Below are 21,255 nucleotides of genomic sequence, written 5' to 3'. Positions count from 1 at the left end.
GGTTGAAGCGTGACTTCAGCTACATCCACATCACGTCCTCGGAAGCGCCAGCGTAAGCGCAATCCCGAGGGCGTGATGACTATTGTCGAGCACATTCAAGAGCTCCGACGTCGCCTCGTTCTCGCCCTCGCTGGTATTGCCATTGGCACTGTTGTGGGGTTTATCTGGTATCAGACCGCCTTTACCATTGGCCAGTTCCGCATACCGTTTACCTCGACAAATATCGGTCCTCTGCACTTTAAGTCCTTGGGCGAGTTGCTCAAGGATCCGTACTGTCAGCTTCCACCCGAGATGCGTCTCGGCGGTGGTGAAGGCGCGGAGTGTCGTCTGCTGGCGACCAGTCCGTTTGAAATGTTCATGCTGCGTCTGAAGGTCGGTGCGCTGGCCGGTCTGGTGATGTCGTCGCCATGGTGGCTCTACCAGATTTGGGCCTACATCACTCCCGGCTTGGTTCGGAAGGAACGCCGCACCACGCGCAGAGTTGTGACTGCCGCCGCGCTGCTGTTTGTCATGGGTTCCGTCCTGGCCTACTACGTTGTCGCCATCGGTCTGGAGTTCTTGCTCCAGATTGGTGAAGAGACGCAAATTTCTGCACTCACCGGTTCGCAATACTTCGGTTTCCTCTTGGCGCTCATCGTCTGCTTTGGCGTGAGCTTTGAGGTTCCGCTTTTCCTGGTCATGTTGAACATGGCCGGTGTCGTTACCTACGAGAGCATCAAGGACAAGCGCAGCATCATCATTATGTCGCTGTTCATCTTTGCGGCCTTCATGACTCCGGGGCAGGAACCAATATCCATGGTCGCAATGGCAACGGCACTGACGTTGCTGGTGGAAATCGCAATCCAGATTTGTCGTCTCCATGACCGTCGTAAAGCAAATGAGCGACCTGATTGGTTGGACGTCGATGACGAGCAAGGCTCCGGACCCATTACAGCGTCCGGCCCGATTGGCTCCGCCGGCGGTATCGGTGATGTGGGCGGCATTGACGCCCCGACTTCAGTAAGTGCGCCGACGTCGATTCAGCCGGGCGGCATGCCGACGGCATCAGCGGCCCCGACGACCTCTCCGGTCTCTGGCCCCACGCCAGTGAACGCGCCGACGCCGACGCGGGCATCCCAGATGCGTCCTACTCGCAATTCGCGTCCACCACGGCCACAGGGCATGATTCCGGAGACTCCGATGCCGACGCAGGACTTGCGAAATCGTCCGACGAGCGACTTTGATGATGTTCTCTAGCGCGGTTTATGACACTCTAGATGCATGACTCTTCTCGGCGATTTCGTCAGCCAACAGGATTTCGATCTTGACGACTTTCAGCTCCGCGCCTGCCAATCAATTGAGGCAGGGCGGGGCGTTGTCGTCTGTGCACCCACCGGTGCGGGCAAGACCATTGTTGGCGAATTCGCTATTTATGCAGCTCTTGAGCGCGGTGGCAAGTGCTTTTACACCACACCTATCAAGGCGTTGAGCAACCAGAAGTACCACGACCTAATCGAGGACTACGGCGAGGACCGCGTAGGCCTGCTCACTGGCGACACTTCTATTAATGGCGACGCGGACATCGTGGTGATGACCACCGAGGTGCTGCGCAACATGATTTATGCGGACTCGCCGACGCTGAAGAGGCTCACGCATGTGGTGATGGACGAGATTCACTACCTCGCAGACCGCGAGCGCGGCGCTGTCTGGGAAGAGGTTATTTTAAACCTCGACCAGTCCGTGGCCGTCATCGGTTTGTCCGCGACGGTGTCCAACTCCGAGGAGTTCGGCCGCTGGCTTTCCACGGTGCGCGGGCACACGGACGTCATTGTCACGGATCTGCGCCCAGTTCCACTGCATCAGCACATGCTGGTGGGAAATCGGCTCTATCCGCTTTTCGAGGCGAAGTCGGACAAGGTCAATCAGGACCTGTTGGAGGCGTGCCGTCGTGCCGAGTTCGGCTACGGGGACGCCGGCTCCAGGGAGCGTTACCAGTACAAAAAGCACAAGGGGGGTGGCCGCTCGTATAGCTGGGGTGATAAGGGGCAGCGCAAATTCCGCCCGCCGAAGCGCGGCGATGTTATCCGCATGCTCGGCTCCATGAACATGCTGCCCGCGATCGTTTTCATCTTCTCCCGCGCGGGCTGCGAAGGCGCGCTGGCGCAGGTCGGTGCTACGCGCGCAGAGCTCACCGACCGGGATGAGCAGGAGCGCATCGCCAAGATTATCGATGACGGTGTTGCACACATTCCGAAGGCAGATCTGCAGGTTCTCGGTTTCCTGCGCTGGCGCCGCATTCTCATCCGTGGTTTTGCGGCGCACCATGCGGGCATGCTGCCGGCGTTCCGGCACATTGTGGAAGAGCTCTTTAACGAAGGCCTGGTCAAGGTTGTCTTCGCCACCGAGACGCTTGCGCTGGGCATCAACATGCCTGCCCGCACGGTCGTGCTGGAGAAGCTGGTCAAGTTCAACGGCGAAGCACATGTGGATCTCACGCCGGGTCAGTACACGCAGATGACCGGTCGCGCTGGCCGCCGCGGTATCGACACTGTCGGCAACGCAGTGGTGCAGTGGGCCCCGGCAATGGATCCGAAGGCTGTCGCAGGGCTGGCATCTACGCGCACATATCCGCTGATTTCCACCTTCGCGCCGAGCTACAACATGAGCGTCAACCTCCTGCAGACGCTCGGTTACGACGGCTCGAAGCGCGTCATGGAGCGCTCATTCGCCCAGTTCCAGGCGGATGGCGACATCGTCGGAGTTGCCGCCGAACTATCCAAGGCCAAGCAGGAAGCCGCGGCCCTGCGTGCGGAATTGCTCGGCAGGGGAGCCGACGCACACGCTGAAGGGTCGGAGGCTGAAGCGTCGTCGTCAAGCGAGGAAGGCAGTTCGCGTGACGACGAGCGCCTGACCCAGATGCTTGAATACCTGGATCTGCGCGCGAAGCTGACCCAGGAGGAGAAGAACGCCAAGCGCCGCAATATTGAAGACCGCCATACGGAAACAGTGACCGCGCTGCGCAGACTCCGTCGAGGCGAGGTTATTCCGCTGCCGAAGGGTAAGAAGGTGCAGTTGGCGGTGGTGTACCGAGAGGACCATTCGAAGTCGAATCCACGTCCCGGTGTCATCAGTGTCGGCGGGTTCGTGGGGCGTGTGGAGCCGCATATCTTCCCAGCGGCGCCGCAGACGGTCGGCGCGATTAAGCTGCCTCGGGATGCGGACCGGCATCCGCGACGTGCGCTCGGAATTGTGCGCGCAGAGATTGGCCGCAAGGGGCTAAAGGGACCAAAGAGGCTGAAGCGTCGCACTGGTGGCAACTCGCCGGCGGTGAGGAAGTTGCGCCAGGAGCTGCGCGAGCATCCGCTACATGGCGATCCTGCGGTGGAGACGATGGCTCGTCACGCCGATACGCTGCGGCAGGCCGAGGCGCATGTGGCCAAGCTGCAAAAGCGCGTCGATTCCGCCTCGGATACATTGGCGCGCACATTCGACCGCATGCTGCAGTTGCTAACACAAATGGACTACGTGGAATGGCGGGAGGGCGCGGAGCCGACAATTACCGAGGAAGGCCTGCGGCTGGCGCAGATTCACAACGGCTCGGATTTGCTGGTGGCCACGTGTCTGCGCCGCGGTATTTGGGATGACCTGGACCCCGCGGAACTGGCCGGTGCGGTGTCGAGCTTGGTCTTTGAAAACCGCAAGGCCAGTCAAGGCAGTGACGAGGTGCCTACCGAGCCGCTGGCCAAGGCGCTGGGGAATACTTATCGCATTTGGGAGGAACTGTCGGAGGATGAGCGCCGTTACCGGCTGCCGGTAACGGACTTGCCGGATATGGCTTTTGCTACGGCAATTCATCAGTGGACTGCGGGTGCACCGCTGGGGTACTGCCTGCAAGCCGCCGCCGAGAGTGGCGCGGAGCTGACTCCAGGTGACTTTGTCCGCTGGTGCCGTCAGGTCATTGACCTGCTGCAGCAGATCAAGAAGACGGGCTACTCCACGGACATTCGCGACAAGTCCGCCGAGGCTATTCAGGCAATTCGCAGGGGCGTAGTGGCGCTGAACAATTAGTTGCCGGTTACGTTGGTCAGCCGAAGCCTCGTCGCCCCGAGGCCACTCAACCGGCGACGGGCACAGGCCGACGGGTACAGTTGGCAACTATGAGCAACGGTATCTTTAGCTTTGACATCTATCAGCAGCGTCTGGATCGCACTGCGGAGCTACTCCGCAGCCGCGATGCGGACGCTGCAGTCTTTGGAACCGGCGCTGACCTGCAGTATCTCATTGGTTCTGCGGTCACTTCGCATGAACGCCTGACCGCGCTGGTGGTCACTGCATCCGGCACCACCACGTTGGTACTGCCCGCCGTGGAGCGCGGGGATCTGCCGCTGTGCGCTATCGGTGATCTCAACGCCGATGTGGTGTTGTGGGAAGACGGAGAGAATCCGCACCGCATTGTCGCCGACTTGGTGGGCCACGTGGGCACCCTCGCAGTGGGAGCCTCTTTGACCGCTGACCACTTGATTCCCATTCAGGATCTCACCAGAGCTAAAACTGTGTTGGCCGGAGACCTTCTGAAGGAACTGTTCATGCGCAAGGACGCCGCTGAGATTGAACAGCTGCGCGAGGCCGGCGCCGCTATTGACCGCGTTCACGCTCGTGTGCCGGGCATGCTGCGCGCAGGTCGCACTGAGCGCGAGGTCGCCGACGAGATCTCGGCTGCCATCCTGGAGGAGGGGCACGTCGCCATTGACTTCGTCATTGTCGGCTCCGCTGAAAATGGCGCGAATCCGCACCACGATTTCTCCGACCGCGTCATCGAGGAAGGCGACGTGGTGGTCGTCGATATCGGAGGCACCTTGCCGCTTGGCTACCACTCCGATTGCACGCGCACCTATGTCGTCGGCAAGCCGGGGGAGAAGGAAGCTGCAGCGTGGACGGCTCTGCGCAAGGCGCAGGAAGCTGCCGTGGCGGCGGTGCGCCCCGGTATAACGGCTGCAGAGATCGATGCGATTGCGCGCAATAGCCTCACCGCTGCGGGCTACGGCGAGTACTTCATCCACCGCACTGGTCATGGCATTGGCCTGTCCACGCATGAAGAGCCGTTCATTATGGCTGGCAATGAGCTCAAGCTCGAGCCTGGCATGGCGTTTTCGGTGGAGCCGGGTGTGTACCTGCCGGGTGAGTTCGGTATGCGGCTGGAAGACATCATCGTTGTCACCGAAGACGGCGGAGAATCGGTCAATAATGGTCCGCACGATTTAATTACCGTCTAATCGAGGTTTAGAGGAAAGGTATTTTCTAGCGCATGGGACACGTACTCGTTCTTGGTGCCACCAGCGAGATTGGCGGGGAAGTTGCCGCGCGACTGGCCAACCACAACACCTTCACGCTCGCTGCGCGCCGCACTGAGGCGCTCGACGGCATTGCCGGTCGGCTCATCGACTCCGGTGCCGTCGCGGTGCACCGCATCCACTTTGATGCCGATGACATCGCGGCACACCGCCAGTTCGTCGAGCACGCCTGGCAGCACGGTCCCATCGACACGGTGATTGTCGCGTTCGGTATCCTCGGTGATCAGCGGAAGTGTGAGGAGTCCGGCGAGGCTGCTGCGGCAGTCATTCATACCGACTTCACAGCACAGGCATCGATTCTCACTGAGCTTGTCGCGCGCATGGAGTCCGACATCGCCTCCGGCACGCTGCCTGTGCGCGATAAGGTCGCGGGCCGCATCATGGCCTTTTCCTCTATCGCAGGTGCCCGCGTGCGCCGCGCCAACTACGTCTACGGTTCGGCGAAGGCCGGTCTCGATGGTTTCCTCCAGGGCATGCAGGACCGCCTGCACGGGAGCCATATTCAGCTGACGATTGTCCGGCCGGGCTTCGTCATCGGCCGCATGACCGAAGGCATGAAGCCAGCGCCGATGTCCTCGCGCCCCGCCGAGGTCGCGGAGGCCGCCGTCACTGCTTTCGACGGTCGGAAGCCCCACGTCTGGGTGCCGCGTAAATTGGCATTGCTCGCACGCGCCACACATCTGACTCCGCGCTGGATTTGGCGCAAGATGCCCCGATGAGCCCAAAGCTTCGCGTCGTCGGCATCGGCTGCGACGGGTACCCTGGTCTATCCGCCCGCGCTGTCGAGGCGTTGTCGTCGGCTCGCCGCATCATTGGCTCTCCCCGTCAGCTCCATTTGCTTGCCGACGTCAACCTGGACGCCGACCTCTCACCTTGGCCAGGTGGCTTCTGGAAGGACTGGCAGGCCACCCTGGCAGATATTGACCCCGCAGTCGATGTCATCCTCGCCAGTGGCGACCCCATGTTCCACGGTGTCGGCGCGTCCCTGGTTCGGGAGCTCGGCCGTGGCGCCGTGGAGGTTATTCCAGCGCCATCGTCAGCCTCATTGGCCTGCGCCTACCTCGGCTGGCCCTTGCATGACACTCCGGTGATTTCGCTGGTGACAGGGGAGCCGGGGCTACCTGGAGCCGCGCGTGTGGTACCGGTAGCGGATTCACTACGGCCCTTCCTGGTGCTGTGCCGAAACGCGGACTCAATGAAAGAGGTCGCTACGGTTTTAGCCGACCGCCCAGACACCAAGCTCACCGCGCTGACCAATCTCGGCGGCACGGAAGCTACAGGGCTGCCGGAGTCCGTTGCCGCAGGCACGGTGGCGAACCCACCAGTTCCAGCTGGCAACCTCACGGTGCTGGCGGTGGAGCCGTCGGGAAGCGCGCGCGGCTGGCTGCGCGACGGTGACTTTGATTCGGATGGTCAGCTGACGAAGGCGCCGATTCGCCAAATGACGGTCGCTGCATTGGATCCGCGGCCGGGAGCTCTGCTGTGGGATGTCGGCGGTGGCACGGGGTCGATTGGCATTGAGTGGGCTCGGCACGGCGGACGTGCGGAAATTTTCGAGCGCGATGCTGTTCGTGCAGAGCGAATTGCTAAGAATGTGGCGGCTCTGTCTGGCAATGTGACCGTCCACCACGGCGCAGCGCCGGGGGTTTTGGCTGACTCGAATCTTCGCCCAGATGCCATTTTCATCGGCGGAGGTCTCACTGCTGACGGAATGATTGAAACCTGTTGGCAACGCCTTGCCCCGGGTGGCATCATCGTCGCAAACACCGTGACGCTGGAGTCGGAGGCTTTGCTGTGGCAGGCGCGTCGCGACTATGGCGGGGATGTCACCCGGCTTTCCGTGGAGCGCGCAGGTGCAGTCGGCAGTTTCACTGCGTGGCGCCCTGCGTTGCCGGTGGTGCAGTGGGTGGCGGAGAAGCCAGTAGCGCCTGCGCTACCATAGACGTAATATCTCTGTCTAGAAAATATTGAGGACTCTGTAACTCACAATGACTGTGTATTTCATCGGTGCAGGCCCGGGGGCAGCGGATTTGCTGACGCTGCGCGCGGACCGGCTTATTCGTTCCTGCCCAGTGTGTCTTTACGCGGGATCGATTGTCCCGCCTGAGGTGCTGGAAAACTGCCCCGAGGGCGCAGAGATTATCAATACCGCGCGTATGCCGCTGGATACCATCATCGAGACCATTCAGGCGGCACATGCGGCGGGCAAGGATGTCGCACGCCTGCAGTCCGGTGACCCGTCGGTGTGGTCGGCGCTGGCAGAGCAGGTTCGTCGTCTCAGCGAGCTCGGCATTGACTACGAAATCGTTCCGGGTGTGCCGGCATTTTCCGCGGCGGCGGCCGCTCTGGGCCACGAGCTCACGGTGCCAACCGTTGGTCAGTCAGTGGTGCTGACTCGTATCTCCGGGCGCGCTTCCAAGATGCCGGAGGGCGAAACCTTGGAGAACTTCGGTCGCACGGGCGCGACCCTGTGCATTCACTTGGCCGCCCACGATATTGACCGTGTGGTTGAGGAGCTCACCCCGCATTATGGTGAGCACGGCCCGGTGGCAGTGGTAGCTTTCGCATCCCGTCCGGAACAGGTTATTCTCCGCGGTACGCTGGCTGATATTGCGCAGCAGGTCAAGGATGCAGGTGTGACTCGTACGGCTGTCATCATTGTCGGCAAGGTGCTCACCGCCGAGGCGTTCCCGGATAGCTACCTCTACAGCGATGATCGCCCACGCGATGAATACGGACGGACCATCCCATGCGTGCACTAATACTGGGTGGAACTGCTGAAGCCCGCGCCCTGGCCAAGCGCCTAGTGGGCGAGGGCTGGTTTGTCACCTCGTCACTGGCCGGTCGCGTTTCCAACCCCAAGCTGCCCGTCGGCAATGTCCGTATCGGCGGTTTTGGCGGTCCCGCAGGACTGACTCGATGGCTAATCTCCGATGCCACTGAAGTCATCATCGATGCCACGCATCCGTATGCAGAACAGATCAGCGAATCTGCTGCTGAAGCTGCCCGAGCCACCGGTATTCCGCTCGTGGCGCTGCATCGCCCTGCGTGGGAGAAGCAGCCAGGCGACAACTGGGTTGAGGTGTCCTCTATGCAGGAGGCCGCGGACGTTGTTGCCGACCGTTTCTACAGCCCGTTTCTCACTATTGGCCGTCAGCAGCTTGCTCCATTTGCCGGTGACTCCAACGGCCGTTACCTCATTCGCTGTGTGGAACAGCCCGCGCCGCCGCTGCCGAAGAATCGGAAGATTATTCTCAGCCGTGGGCCTTACGATGTCGCAGCGGAGCGCAAGCTCATGCGGGATTACGCCGTGGACTGCGTGGTGACCAAAAACTCCGGTGGTGCTGCTACCTACGCAAAGATTGAGGCAGCCCGCGACCTAAAGAAGCCGGTCGTTATCGTGCAGCGCCCGCAGCTGCCCGGCGCGGATATCGCCACCGTCGCCACAACGGTGGATGAGGCGTACAACGCCGTCATCCGCCGGGCGTAGCGGCTAACGCAGCAACTCGCCAGTTCCGCTGGTGCCGCCCTCACCGTAGTGACGTGCGGTGTAGACCCGAGTGGTCTTGCCGGCACGATACGCCTTGGTCGACGACGAACCGATAATCACCATGGTTCGCATATCGACGACATCCGGATCGAACTCCGCCAACGTGGTCACGGTAACGTTTTCCTGCTCCGAGCCAACTGCCCGTGCCACAATCACAGGCGTTGTCGGTTCGCGGTACTCCATGGCCAATGCGCGTAGCTCTCGAATCTGCCATCTCCGCGACTTGGATGCCGGGTTGTAGACAGCAAATGCCATGTCTGCTCCGGCTACGGCACGCACTCGCTTAACGACGACCTCCCAGGGCTTCAACCTGTCGGAGAGACTGAGCATCGCAAAGTCATGGCCAAGGGGAGCGCCCACTCGACTTGCGACAGCCTGAGCCGCAGTCATGCCTGGCACGACTCGAACTGGAATGTCTCGCCACATATCGTCATCAGCGACTTCCAGCACTGCGGCCGCCATAGCGAAGACCCCCGGGTCACCGGAACTGACCACCGCAACTCGACCTCCACGCTTGGCGATATCCAGCGCCATAGTGGCTCGCTCTGCCTCTACGCGGTTGTCTGAGAGGTGGCGGCGTTGCCCGGCGCGCTCAGGAACCCGGTTGATGTAGGTGGAGTAGCCCACCAGATCCGTGGCTCGGGCCAGTTCCTCGGTGACTTCTGGGGTGGTCCAGCGCTCCGCACCCGGGCCTAGGCCGACAACGACGACTTCACCAACTGCTGGGGCAGCCGACTCAGTCGCCGTATCGGTGACTGTATCGCTCGCCGCATCATTAGCTGGCTCAGGCGCCCCAGAAACACTCCGTTCAGTTCCGTAGACAGCGGAAGGCACGACGGCTACTGCGAAGTACGGAACTTTCTCCGGGTCTGCATCGGCCAGCGGGTAGCTGGTGTGCTCATTCATGGTTGCTCGCTCGACAACGTAGGCGCGCTCGAGCATGCCTGCGGACTGCAACGCTGTACGAACCTTCTCAACGTTTTTCCCCAGCTTCATAATGACTACACAGTCTGAGGCGTCAAGAACCGCAGCGATGCGCTCGGAATCAGCGGTGGCGGGAACAACGCTGACGATTTCGGTAGCCTCGCCGAGCGGCTGACCAATCTCTGCTGCCGCCGCAGTAATGCTGGCCACTCCAGGGACAATCTCAGTGGGAAAGTCCTCGCTGAGGGCGTGATGCAGATGCTGGTACGAGCTATAGAGCATCGGGTCACCGAGCGAAAGAACTGCAACACTTCGTCCCTCGGCCAAGTGCTTGTGCAGGCGAGCAGTGGCCTCTGCATAGAAACCGGCGAGCTGCTCGCGGTAGTCGACTGGGCGCCCGGTGGTCACCGGGTATTGCAATTGCTCTTCCACGGCAGCGTCGTCACGCGCGTCAATCAGTTCGGCGGCGATTGAGCGCGCCGTGGAACGTCCGTGAGTTCCTGCATGGTAGGCGATGACATCGGCTGTGCGGATGATGTCGGCACCGCGGAGTGTAATGAGACCTGCGTCGCCGGGACCGAGTCCGACGCCGTAGAGATGACCAGGCTGAGCACTGTAGGAGCCGGACATGGTTTAGATGATCTCCTTTGCGGTCGCAATGGCATTGAGGGCAGCACAGGTGATAGCCGAGCCACCGCGACGGCCGGTGACGGTGATGTACTTCAGCTCTGGGTTTTCGGCACCGGAGTCGATAGTGGCCTGCTTTGATTCCGCGGCACCGACGAAGCCCACTGGCATGGCCAAAATGGCAGCGGGCATGGGGAAGGAGCCCTCATTAATGCGGTTGAGCAGGTGGAAGAGGGCGGTGGGAGCGTTGCCGATGGCGACAACCGCGCCCTCTAGGCGTGGCTTCCACAGCTCCACGGCGGCAGCAGTGCGCGTGGTGCCGAGTTCTTGAGCCAGCTTGGGGACGCGCTCATCACGCAGCAGGCAGATGACCTCGTTGTCAGCAGGTAAGCGCTTGCGGGTAATACCCGAGGCGATCATGTTGACATCGGTGAAGATAGGAGCGCCTTCCTCGAGAGCCTGGCGAGCTGCGCGCACAGCTCCCGTGGAAAAGACGATGTCCTTGGCCAGGTCGGTCTGACCTGCTGCGTGAATCATTCTGACAGCGACGGTTTCCTCATCGGCATCGAAGCGGGAAAGATCGCTTTCTTCGCGAATGATGGCAAACGAGTTACGGTAAATATCCGCACCGTCGGTGTTGTACTCAAAGCGCTTCATAGGCTTAAAGCCTAGTCCACAGCAGTGACTTCGTATTCTCCGTCCCCGGTGGCGAGATAGTCGAAGTAACCGCCCTTGGGCTTGCCGCAGCGACGCTCACAACCGGAGAAGTGCACGCGCCCCTCGGGCAGTCGGCCATCGGCAATTGCGTGAGAAGCATCGCCGCGGGTGTCAGCCAGAGACTTTTTGCAGCCGGGGCGTCCGGTGCAGGCGCTGACGCGCAGCCAGGTGGACTTCCGATCGAAGATCAGACCATTGGGCGCCAATACCTTGACGACCTGTTCGGCAACTTCCTCTTCCAAATCATGCAGGATCAGCGAGTACCACGGAGTGATATGCACCGGCACCTGAGTGTGCGAGATCGCTCGGGCCAGACGCGCCGGGAGGACACCAAAGCGCAGGCCAGCGGCCAGGCTAACCAGGCCATCCGGCTGGTCAATCCAACCGATCTGGCGGGACAGCCCGGCGGTGGCATCGAAGCTCTCAGCCGGAGTCGGCTCCTGGCGACGAACTCGCGCGCCCAATTCCTCGACTACGGCATCAGCAACGCGCTCGGCCGCATTGGCTTCGGCGATGCGCCAGGCTGAACCACGGCTGTCATTCCACACCTTCGCTGTGGTGATGAGAGCCTCCACGACGTCGTCACGCGAGACGACAAGCCCCGAGGTCGCGCCACCAATGATGAGTTCGAACGTGTTCTCATCGTGGGCGACAACACCGAAGTCGGGGCGCTCACCGAGCACGTCACCGCGGCCATCGTCGAAAGCCATGAGTGTGCGACCTGGCAGTGTTGCCAGCGACGGCTCCGCGATGAGGGCCTTGTCGAACTCTTGAACCAGGTCGCGCACATCAGCTTTACCGCCGACGCGACCGGACAGCGGCGACTGAAGAACGTTGCGTACGCGGTCGTGGCTGGTGGAGGGAACCAGCTTCTCTTCTTCCGCGGCATCGGCGAATGCGCCGGTGTTGGTGATGCCACGGATCTGAACATTGCCGCGGGAGGTGAAGTGAATATCACCGTCGCCGAAATTCTCGGCCAAATCGGCGAGTACGGCGAAGCCCGGCGCGGGGAGAAAGCCTCCGGGGAAGCGCAGACGACCAATTGCGCCATCAGCTGCGATATGAACCTTGCGGCTGCCGGGGCAACCGTCCTGACGAGTGCGGGTTCCTTGATCAGATGCAGTCATACTCTCAAGAATACGCAAACACACAGAGCTGAGCCCCCGAAAACAGGGGCACATTATCCAGCCCCTTTCCAGCCCAACGAAACCATCCTGAAGTGGAGTTTTCATACCCCTCCGCAAAAACATACAAATTCTTCACTGAAAATCCACCGATCTACCTTTTTAAAACCTTATTGTTTTCATAACCTAACTTCCTCTGAATTAAGGGAAGTTTTCATTGGGTTTTCAATCTGGGGTTATTCAGGAGATTTCATGCCACATCACGACGCTGAAGCACTCACGCACGAGGCACACGACACCGTCGGCACCGGCCGTGCCTCGACACAGACACGCTCTGCTTCACGACGAAACCGTCGCACAATCCGAACGGGAATCGGGGTAGCGCTAGCAGGTCTTATGACCATCGGCCTGGCTACACCTGCAAACGCACAGCCACTAAACATCCCGGGCCTATCGGATAGTGGGCTGGCGGATAAGGTGTCGTCGTCAAGCGCAAACCGCGAACTGCCTGGTTTCGGCCATGTACCGAACCCGAATATGGAGAGGCTACTCGGCATCGAGAAAGACGATGAGGAGTCTGGTAGCGAGGGCGCAGGCAGGCAGCTGACCCCGGAACAGGCTCGCGTGGCCGCAGCCTCTCCGCTGAATTCTCTGCCGCTGACCCCGTCGCGCACGGCAAATGCCGGCATGCTGGTCAGCAGTGAGGATGCCGAGATGATGGTGAACGACAAGCTGTGGAATGTGGATGCCAAGCGTATTCACTACAACTCCACGGATTCCCTCGGAAATCCCAGTGTGGACACAGCCCTTGTGGTGACGCCGAAGACGGAGTGGAAGGGCAGCGGTCCGCGTCCGGTCGTCGCAATCGCGCCGGGCACGCAGGGTGGCGCGGAAAAGTGCGACCCCTCGGTATCCTCGCAGACCGGCCTAAAGATTGAGTTCGGTCCGTTGGACATTATTGCTCCATACGAGACGATCCCGATGGTCGCGAACTTGAAGCGAGGCGCGACTGTGGTGATGATCGACCACCACCGCAATTCCCAGGGTAACCAGGACTACGTCGACAACATCGCCTCGGCACAGTCACTGTTTGATGCCGTGTCTGCCTCACACGAGCTCGGCGTGGACAAAAATGCGCCCGTGGGAATTTATGGCTACTCCCAGGGTGGCTCCGCAGCCGCTGCAGCCGCTGAGCGTGCAGGTGTCTACGCTCCAGAGCTCAACGTCGCCGCATCTGCCGCCGGCGGCCCGCCGTCCGATCTCGCAAACGTCCTCGACCAGATTGATGGCACTACGCTGACCGCCGCGATTGCACTGGCAATCAATTCTGTCCTGGATAAGGATCCGGAGCTGCGCCGAGTCCTCAAGGAAGAAATCAGCCCCGAAGGCAAAGAACTGCTGGACAACGTGGGCAACTACTGCGCGGGTGGCTTGGGTTTCCATCACTCGTTTGAAACCACTGACCAGTACACGACTAGCGGTGAGTCACTCAGCGAGATGATTAAGCGCTACGAGCCGGTACAGAAGGAACTCGCACGCCAGCGCGTCGGCAACTTCGTCCCAAATGCGCCGGTGTACCTCTACTCGGGTGAGCATGATGACATCATCCCCATCAACCAGGTTCGCAAGCTGCGCGATTCCTGGCTGAATCTCGGCTTCACCGACCTGGAGTACGTCGAAAACACGACTTCACCGGTGCTACCGAAGACGGGCATTAACCATATCGTTCCGATGCTCGCGGAACTGACTAATGCCACCGACTTCCTCTGGTCCCACTTCCCAGATCAGCCGGCGGAGCAGTCGCTGGAACTCTAGCAATAGCCCCTGCAGTAGAGTGATGGAGAAATCCACTGCCATGCCGCTGACGAGAAGCTCGGTGAAAATCCGCACGGTCGCGCCACTGTCACAGTCAGACCTCGTCATCGGTTAGAAGGCAGACTCCCGCCGACCGGGGACGCGTTGCTCCCCAGGAAGTGAATGACTACACCGTGATTCTGCTGCTGTCGACCTCGGATACCGACCTTCTGTCCGCCCGCGCGGCCGCTCAGGCCAACCCGGAGGTGTCCTACCGTTGGGCAAACCCGGCGCGTCTGCTCGACGATGATTTGCCCACGCTTGCCGACGGTGCCGATGTCGTCATCATCCGACTTCTCGGTGGCCGCCGCGCCTGGGAATCCGGCATCGACTACTTTGTGAACTCCGGTATTCCCACCGTCCTCGTCTCCGGTGAGCAGGCACCCGATGCCGAACTCACCGAGTATTCGACAGTTCCCGCAAACGTTGCCACGCAAACGCACATTTACCTGGCGGAAGGCGGCGCAAAGAACCTCGCACAGCTGCACAATTTCCTGTCGGACACACTGCTTCTGACCGGTCTTGGCTTTGAAGAGCCCACTCGCATGCCGGCCTGGGGTTTCCTGGAGCGCGACTCCAAGGTGGCCACGGAAGATTCCCGCGGCACCGTCGGCATTATTTACTACCGCGCCCAGCACCTGGCGGGAAATACGCACTACATTGAGGCGCTTGCTGACGCGGTCGAGGCTCGCGGCTACGTCGCCAAGCCTATCTTCGCCGCGTCCCTGCGCACCGCCAGCGATGAACTGCTGGCAGAGCTAGCTTCCTGCGACGCGCTCATCACCACGGTGCTCGCCGCTGGCGGCAACCGCCCGGCACTCGCGCAGGCCGGCCAGGACGATGACGGCTGGGATGTCGCCGCACTCGCAGACCTGAACATTCCCATCATCCAGGGTTTGGCCCTGACTTCGTCCAAGGCGGCATGGGAGGACAACGACGAAGGTCTGTCGCCGCTGGACGTCGCAACACAGGTCGCCGTCCCCGAATTCGACGGCCGCATCATCTCGGTCGCGTTCTCGTTTAAGGAAATCGACTCCGACGAGCTCATTTCCTACGTCCCGGATCTCGAGCGTTGCGACCGCCTGGCCGGCATCGCCACCCGTTACGCCGCGCTCCGCCACATCAACAACGCTGACAAGCGCGTCGCCGTCATGCTCTCTGCGTACCCGACCAAGCACGCCCGCATCGGCAACGCTGTCGGTCTGGACACACCAGCATCCACGTTGAAGGTGCTGCACGCGCTTGCCGACGCCGGATACAACCTCGGCGACACCACCAAAATCCCCGGATATGCCACCGCCGAGGATGGTGCCGATGAACCAGATGCGTTCATGCACGCCATCATCGAGGCCGGCGGCCAGGACCCGGACTGGCTGACCGAAGAGGTTATGGAGGCAGCCGAGCTTCGCCTGCCCGCTGCCACCTACGAGAAGTTCTTCGCTACCTTGCCGGAAGAACTTCGCTCCGACATGCAGGACAAGTGGGGTGCCGCGCCGGGAACCCTGTACGTCCACCCGGATACCCAGGACATCTACATTGCGGGCCTGACCTTCGGCAATGTCGTGGTCATGGTGCAGCCACCGCGCGGTTTCGGTGACAACCCGGTGGGTATCTACCACGACCCGGATCTGCCGCCGACGCACCATTACCTGGCCTGCTACCGCTTCCTGTCGCTGCCGCAGGCGCAGGGCGGTTTCGGCGCCGATGCCGTGGTTCACATGGGCAAGCACGGCAACCTGGAGTGGCTGCCGGGCAAGACCGTCGGCCTTTCCGCTTCCTGCGGCCCGGATGCTGCCATCGGCGAGCTGCCAATGATCTACCCCTTCCTGGTCAACGACCCGGGCGAAGGCACACAGGCCAAGCGCCGTGCTCACGCCACGCTTGTCGACCACCTCATTCCGCCAATGGCCCGCGCCGAATCCTACGGTGACATCACCCGTCTGGAACAGCTTCTCGACGAGCACCAGAACATCTCCGCCATGGACCCGGCCAAGCTGCCGGCCATCCGCCAGGAGATTTGGACGCTGCTGACCGCCGCGAAGATGGACCGCGACCTCGGCTGGGACGAGCGCCCGGACGAGGAGGTCTTCGATGACATGCTCATGCATGTCGACGGCTGGCTCTGCGAGATTAAGGACGTCGCCATCCGCGGTGGCCTCCACGTGCTCAGCCAGGCACCGGAAGATGAATCCCTGATCGGCACTGTGACCACCATGTTACGCGCCCGCCAGCTGTGGGGCGGCAAGCAGACCCTGCCGGGCCTGCGCGAAGCTCTCGGCCTGGCCGAGGATGGCACCGATGAACGCCACGCTGTGGACTCTATCGATGCACTGGCTACGGCGCTGGTAACCGCCGTGGTGAAGAATCCCGACCAACCGGTGACACAGATCGCGGCTGATGTGCTCGGCTCCGAGGAATTTGCCGATATCGCGGCACCAAACGGCCTTGATCAGGTTGTCGAGCTGCTGCAGTTCACCCGCGACGAAATTCTCCCGCGCCTGGCTGCTACCGCCGAGGAGATCCCGCGCATTCTTTCCGCTCTCGATGGCGAATTCGTTCCAGCTGGCCCCTCTGGTTCACCACTGCGCGGCCTGGTCAATGTACTGCCGACTGCCCGCAACTTCTACTCGGTTGACCCCAAGGCGGTGCCGTCGCGCCTGGCTTGGGAAACCGGTGTTAACCTCGCCGATGGCCTGATTGAGCGCTACCGCGCCGACCACGGTGAGTACCCCAAGTCGGTTGGTCTGTCGGTATGGGGCACTTCCGCCATGCGTACCTCGGGCGATGACATCGCCGAGGTGCTCGCGTTGATTGGTGTGCATCCGGTGTGGGATGACGCATCTCGCCGTATTGTCGGCCTTGAGCCGATTCCGCTGGAGGAGCTGGGCCGCCCGCGCATTGACGTGACCGTCCGTATTTCCGGCTTCTTCCGTGATGCGTTTCCGCATGTTATCGACCTTTTGGATGATGCGTTTCAGCTCGTCGTCAAGCTTGATGAATCCGATGAGGACAACTACGTGCGCGCCCATGCGAAGGCCGACCAGCAGGAGCGCCCGCGTCGCATCTTCGGTTCCAAGCCGGGCACCTATGGAGCTGGCCTGCTGCAGCTGATCGATTCCGGTTCCTGGCGCGATGACGCGGACTTGGCAAAGGTCTACACGACCTGGGGTGGCTACGCCTATGGCCGCGGCGTCGATGGGGAAGAGGCAGCTGACGACATGAAGACGGCCTACCGCCGTATTCAGGTTGCCGCGAAGAATGCCGATACCCGCGAGCACGATATCGCCGACTCCGATGACTACTTCCAGTTCCACGGCGGCATGATCGCCACGGTCCGTGCACTGACGGGTTCCGCTCCAGAGGCGTATGTGGGAGATTCCACGCGCCCGGACGCCGTGCGCACCCGCACCCTGCACGAGGAGACTCGACGCGTCTTCCGAGCCCGCGTAGTCAACCCACGCTGGATGCAGGCCATGCGTAACCACGGCTACAAGGGCGCCTTCGAAATGGCCACAACCGTCGACTACCTCTTCGGTTACGACGCGACGGCGCAGGTCATGGATGACTGGATGTACGAAACGCTTACCGACGAGTACGTTGCGAACCCGGAAAACCGCGAGTTCTTTGAACAGTCGAATCCGTGGGCTTTGCACGATATTTCCGAGCGCCTGATGGAGGCCGCCGAGCGCGGTATGTGGGAAAACCCCGACCAGGAACGCATGGATCTGCTGCGCCAGACCTACCTGGATACAGAGGGCGACTTGGAGGAGCGCGCTGACCGGTAGGTAACCGCTAGGCGACCGGTAGGCGACCGCTAGTCGTGGTCTAACCGGCCGATAGCCGTAACCACTTGCTCATCTAGTGGCGGTTACACTGGGGAACTATGAGCAAGTGGTTCACAATTATTTACCTCATCGCCGAGATTGCGGCCTTTATCGCACTTGGTGAATGGATTGGCTATGGCTGGACCGTCCTGCTGGTTCTGGGTCTATTCATTCTGGGATTGGTTTTCGCCGCCATCGAGTTCAAGCGCATCTACCAGAAGTTGCTGCTGGATACTTCTCGTACTCTTACTGAGTACGGACAGAAGCATCCGGAGGAGGCAATCAAGCGCTCGGCAAAGGGCGCGGGACACTTTGTGGCTGACTCGGCAATTCTGTTGGTTGGCTCTTGGCTGATTGCCCTGCCGGGCGTCGTCACCACCGTTGTTGGTTTCCTCATGGTGCTACCGCCGACTCGCTGGCTGATTCGTAAGAGCGGATCGGTGGCGCTGCTCAACGGACTCCGCAACTTCAGTGACCGCAGCATGATGGTGGTCTCTCAGTACGGCATGAACCCCGGTGCTCCAGGAACTGGCGCTGGTGCTGGCGGTTTTTCGGGTTTCCCTGGATTCTCTGGTGGTTTCCCGGGTGCGGATGGCAAGGCCTTCCCACAGGATAAAATCGTCCCACCGGCACCGGACAACGCCTGGGATGATGACCAGGACGACAGCGACAAGCGCTAACTCAAAAACTCGCAAACGTAGAGAGTTCTCTTATACAAGTGCACACTAACCGCCAAGCGCGCTCCAGCGAGCACGGGAACGTCGCTCAGAAAGACGCTTCGAAAGGCATTCCGGAGAATCCGAATCGCTGGCAGGCGCGCTTTCGCGCGCTTACCCCACTAAAGCAGCGCCTCGTTCTCGCCTTCATTGCAATCCTCGCTGGTGGATTGCAGTTCTTAAGCTATGCGCCCATGAGCTGGTGGTGGACGGCCTGGATCGGCCTCGCCCTGCTCATTTTTGCCTTCTTCTGCGCAGCCGATTGGAAATCCAGCGTAGTGGTGGGCTTCAGCTGGGCAACAGCGACGGCACTTTTCTCACTGCCGTGGATCGGCTCCTTCGTCGGCATTGGCCCCTACGTGGCGCTCTCAATTGTGCTGGGTCTCCTGACAATTCCGGCGGCGCTTGCGATGTGGCTGATTGCCCAATCCAGTTTCCCCCTCGCGCTGAAGCTCCCTGGCATGGCCGCTGCGCTCGTGGCAGGGGAGGCGCTGCTAGCCCGCTGGCCTTTCGGAGGCTTCCCCTGGCTCCGCGTTGCCTGGGGGCAGGTCGACGGCCCGCTGGCCCCAGCAGTGGCAATCGGCAGCACTGCATTGGTCACTTTCCTCGCTGCTTGCGTTGGTGCGGGACTGGTCGCGCTCACGCTACGTTCCTATGCAACCTCCGCTGCGCTTTTGGTGGGAGCGTTATTCGTCGGCTGGGTTCTTCCTGCGTGGACCCAACCACTGCCTGAGCCTACGGCCGCTGACAACACCCGTGTCGCGGTTATCCAGGGCAATGTTCCTCGCCTCGGTTTAGAGTTCAATGCCCAGCGCCGCGCAGTCCTGCAAAACCACGCCGATGCCACCAATGAGCTGGCACGACGTGTCCACCAAGGTAAGGAACAGCAACCGGATATCGTCATCTGGCCCGAAAACTCCTCCGATGTCAGCCCGTTTACGGATGGGGAAGCGGCACGCATTATCGAAAACGCCGCGATGAATATTGGCGCTCCCATCGTGGTCGGCACCTTTACCTACACCGATGGGGTGCAAAACACCATGGTGGTCTGGGATCCGCAGACCGGCCCCGGCGACCAGCACGAGAAAATCTATCTCCAGCCCTTCGGCGAAACCATGCCATTCCGCGAGCTACTGCGCCACTTTTCCGACATGGTCGCTCACGCCGGAGACATGACTCCGGGCAACGGCGATGCCGTGGTCACAACGCCAGGCACAGATGGTTTAAAGAAGGTCAATCTAGGCGTGGCCACCTGTTACGAAGTGGTCTTCGATGGCGCCTTCCGCAACGCGGTCAACCACGGCGCAACCATGCTGGCCACGCCCACAAATAACGCCACCTTCGGTTTCACCGACATGACCTACCAACAGCTGGCCATGAGCCGCATGCGAGCCATGGAGTTCCAACGCTCCACGGCCGTCGCCGCAACCAGCGGTGTGAGCGCGATTGTGGATGCGCACGGAGACGTCGTAAAGCAGAGCAAAATCTTCGAGCAGAAGGTACTCACTGAAACTCTGCCTCAGTACGCCCACCTGACTTTTGCAGCCCGCTTCGAGACGTGGATTGAAGGTCTACTGACCGCATTCGGTATTCTTTGTGTGGTTGGTGCCGTCCTGCGTCGCCGTGGCGGAGATGCCAGGGCAGGCGCAGATGAAGTTGATGGCCGGGATACTGAGCAGAACATGCACTAAGGAGAATCACGAGTGACTGCCCTAAATGAGTCGACGCTGGTTGTCATTCCCACTTTCAACGAGCGGGAAAACCTGCCGGGCGTGATTGCACGCCTGCGCGCAGCGGAGCCTCGCGTCGACATTTTGGTTGTCGATGACTCTTCACCAGACGGCACCGGTGAGCTCGCCGATGAAATCGCTGCCGCTGACAAGTCGGACAACGGCGAAGAACACATCTACGTCCTGCACCGCGAGGGCAAGGGCGGTCTCTGGGGTGCGTACCGCGCGGGCTTCGCTTGGGGTCTCGAGCGAGACTACGAGGTTCTCTGCGAGATGGATGCCGACGGCTCCCACGCACCAGAGCAGTTCCATCTGCTGCTGGAGAAGCTCGAGGACGGTGCCGATGTCGTCATCGGTTCCCGCTACATTCCGGGCGGCAAGACCGTCAACTGGCCAATGAGCCGTCAGGTTCTCTCCCGCGGCGGCAACCTCTACATCTCGCTGGCGCTCGGCGCGGGCATCTCGGATATCACCGCTGGCTACCGTGCTTATCGACGGGAAGTTCTCGAAACCCTTGACCTCGAGAACATTGGCAAGGCTGCGTACCTGTTCCAGACCGAGCTCGCTTTTGAGGCTGTACAGGCGGGCTTCTTGGTGGAGGAGGTTCCGATCACCTTTACTGAGCGCGAGTACGGCGAGTCCAAGATGGATGGCAGCTTTGTGAAGCAGTCTCTGCTGCAGGTCACCAAGTGGGGATTCAAGCACCGCTCGCAGCAGGTAAAAAACCTGGGGTCGGAGATTGGTCGCCTGGCTGGTCACGAGTTTAAGCAGCGATTCCGCAAGTAGGGCTAGGGCAGCCCCAAAGATTGCGGCCTGCCCGTGTGGAGACGGGCTGCCTGTATGACTGCGGGCTGCCTGT

At 61.1% G+C, this 21,255-nt stretch carries 15 protein-coding genes; 12 read left to right on the top strand and 3 right to left on the bottom strand.

What is annotated here, in order from left to right; translation table 11 throughout:
* Positions 1-9 precede the first annotated feature (9 nt).
* From tatC to CRD13_RS00350, 7 genes are all read left to right on the top strand, one after another.
* A complete protein-coding gene (tatC, locus tag CRD13_RS00380) occupies positions 10-1,236 on the top strand; it encodes a twin-arginine translocase subunit TatC (RefSeq protein ID WP_187401160.1) in 1,227 nt (408 codons plus the stop codon).
* Positions 1,237-1,260: 24 nt separating this feature from the next.
* Complete coding sequence (locus CRD13_RS00375; protein ID WP_187401159.1) at positions 1,261-4,047, top strand: RNA helicase; 2,787 nt, start codon at positions 1,261-1,263, stop codon at positions 4,045-4,047.
* A gap of 89 nt (positions 4,048-4,136) precedes the next feature.
* Positions 4,137-5,252 (top strand): Xaa-Pro peptidase family protein, encoded by a 1,116-nt coding sequence (locus tag CRD13_RS00370; RefSeq protein ID WP_070429701.1) that lies wholly within the window; start codon positions 4,137-4,139, stop codon positions 5,250-5,252.
* Positions 5,253-5,284: 32 nt separating this feature from the next.
* Positions 5,285-6,049, top strand: a complete 765-nt coding sequence (locus CRD13_RS00365) for an SDR family NAD(P)-dependent oxidoreductase (RefSeq protein WP_048734074.1) — start codon at positions 5,285-5,287, stop codon at positions 6,047-6,049.
* On the top strand, positions 6,046-7,272 hold the full coding sequence (cbiE, locus tag CRD13_RS00360; protein WP_187401158.1) for a precorrin-6y C5,15-methyltransferase (decarboxylating) subunit CbiE: 1,227 nt from the start codon (positions 6,046-6,048) through the stop codon (positions 7,270-7,272). Before CRD13_RS00365 ends, cbiE begins: the two co-directional genes overlap by 4 nt.
* Positions 7,273-7,318: 46 nt before the next feature.
* Positions 7,319-8,092 (top strand): precorrin-4 C(11)-methyltransferase, encoded by a 774-nt coding sequence (gene cobM / locus CRD13_RS00355; protein WP_048734069.1) that lies wholly within the window; start codon positions 7,319-7,321, stop codon positions 8,090-8,092.
* Complete coding sequence (locus tag CRD13_RS00350) at positions 8,080-8,820, top strand: cobalt-precorrin-6A reductase (RefSeq protein WP_048734066.1); 741 nt, start codon at positions 8,080-8,082, stop codon at positions 8,818-8,820. The genes cobM and CRD13_RS00350 overlap by 13 nt, the downstream gene beginning before the upstream one ends.
* Positions 8,821-8,823: 3 nt before the next feature.
* Here CRD13_RS00350 and cobJ read toward each other — a convergent pair whose 3' ends face one another.
* From cobJ to cobG, 3 genes are read right to left on the bottom strand one after another with little or no spacing between them, the layout of a single operon-like run.
* Entirely contained in the window at positions 8,824-10,434 is a 1,611-nt protein-coding gene (cobJ, locus tag CRD13_RS00345; RefSeq protein WP_048734064.1) for a precorrin-3B C(17)-methyltransferase, read from the bottom strand.
* A 3-nt stretch (positions 10,435-10,437) separates the two neighbouring features.
* Positions 10,438-11,088 carry a precorrin-8X methylmutase gene (locus CRD13_RS00340; protein ID WP_048734062.1) on the bottom strand — a complete coding sequence of 217 codons (651 nt, stop codon included), beginning with the start codon at positions 11,086-11,088 and terminating at the stop codon, positions 10,438-10,440.
* A gap of 11 nt (positions 11,089-11,099) precedes the next feature.
* A complete protein-coding gene (gene cobG, locus CRD13_RS00335; RefSeq protein WP_065419943.1) occupies positions 11,100-12,275 on the bottom strand; it encodes a precorrin-3B synthase in 1,176 nt (391 codons plus the stop codon).
* Positions 12,276-12,524: 249 nt separating this feature from the next.
* Here cobG and CRD13_RS00330 point away from each other — a divergent pair, with 249 nt between their 5' ends.
* The 5 genes from CRD13_RS00330 (at position 12,525) to CRD13_RS00310 (ending at position 21,182) form a co-directional block, all read left to right on the top strand.
* Positions 12,525-14,087 (top strand): lipase family protein, encoded by a 1,563-nt coding sequence (locus tag CRD13_RS00330; RefSeq protein WP_049170527.1) that lies wholly within the window; start codon positions 12,525-12,527, stop codon positions 14,085-14,087.
* Between the two features lie 173 nt (positions 14,088-14,260).
* Entirely contained in the window at positions 14,261-17,911 is a 3,651-nt protein-coding gene (gene cobN / locus CRD13_RS00325; protein ID WP_187401295.1) for a cobaltochelatase subunit CobN, read from the top strand.
* A gap of 98 nt (positions 17,912-18,009) precedes the next feature.
* The gene (locus CRD13_RS00320; protein ID WP_016422814.1) at positions 18,010-18,630 is read left to right on the top strand and encodes an FxsA family protein; all 621 of its coding nucleotides are present in this window, start codon (positions 18,010-18,012) and stop codon (positions 18,628-18,630) included.
* A gap of 38 nt (positions 18,631-18,668) precedes the next feature.
* Positions 18,669-20,357, top strand: a complete 1,689-nt coding sequence (lnt, locus tag CRD13_RS00315; RefSeq protein ID WP_016422815.1) for an apolipoprotein N-acyltransferase — start codon at positions 18,669-18,671, stop codon at positions 20,355-20,357.
* Positions 20,358-20,369: 12 nt separating this feature from the next.
* Positions 20,370-21,182, top strand: a complete 813-nt coding sequence (locus CRD13_RS00310) for a polyprenol monophosphomannose synthase (protein WP_016422816.1) — start codon at positions 20,370-20,372, stop codon at positions 21,180-21,182.
* Positions 21,183-21,255 lie beyond the last annotated feature (73 nt).

Origin of the sequence: Corynebacterium sp. LK26, assembly GCF_014335085.1 — a bacterium.
GTDB classification, from domain to species: Bacteria; Actinomycetota; Actinomycetes; order Mycobacteriales; family Mycobacteriaceae; genus Corynebacterium; species Corynebacterium jeikeium_D.
This window is presented reverse-complemented; position numbering and strand designations above follow the sequence as displayed.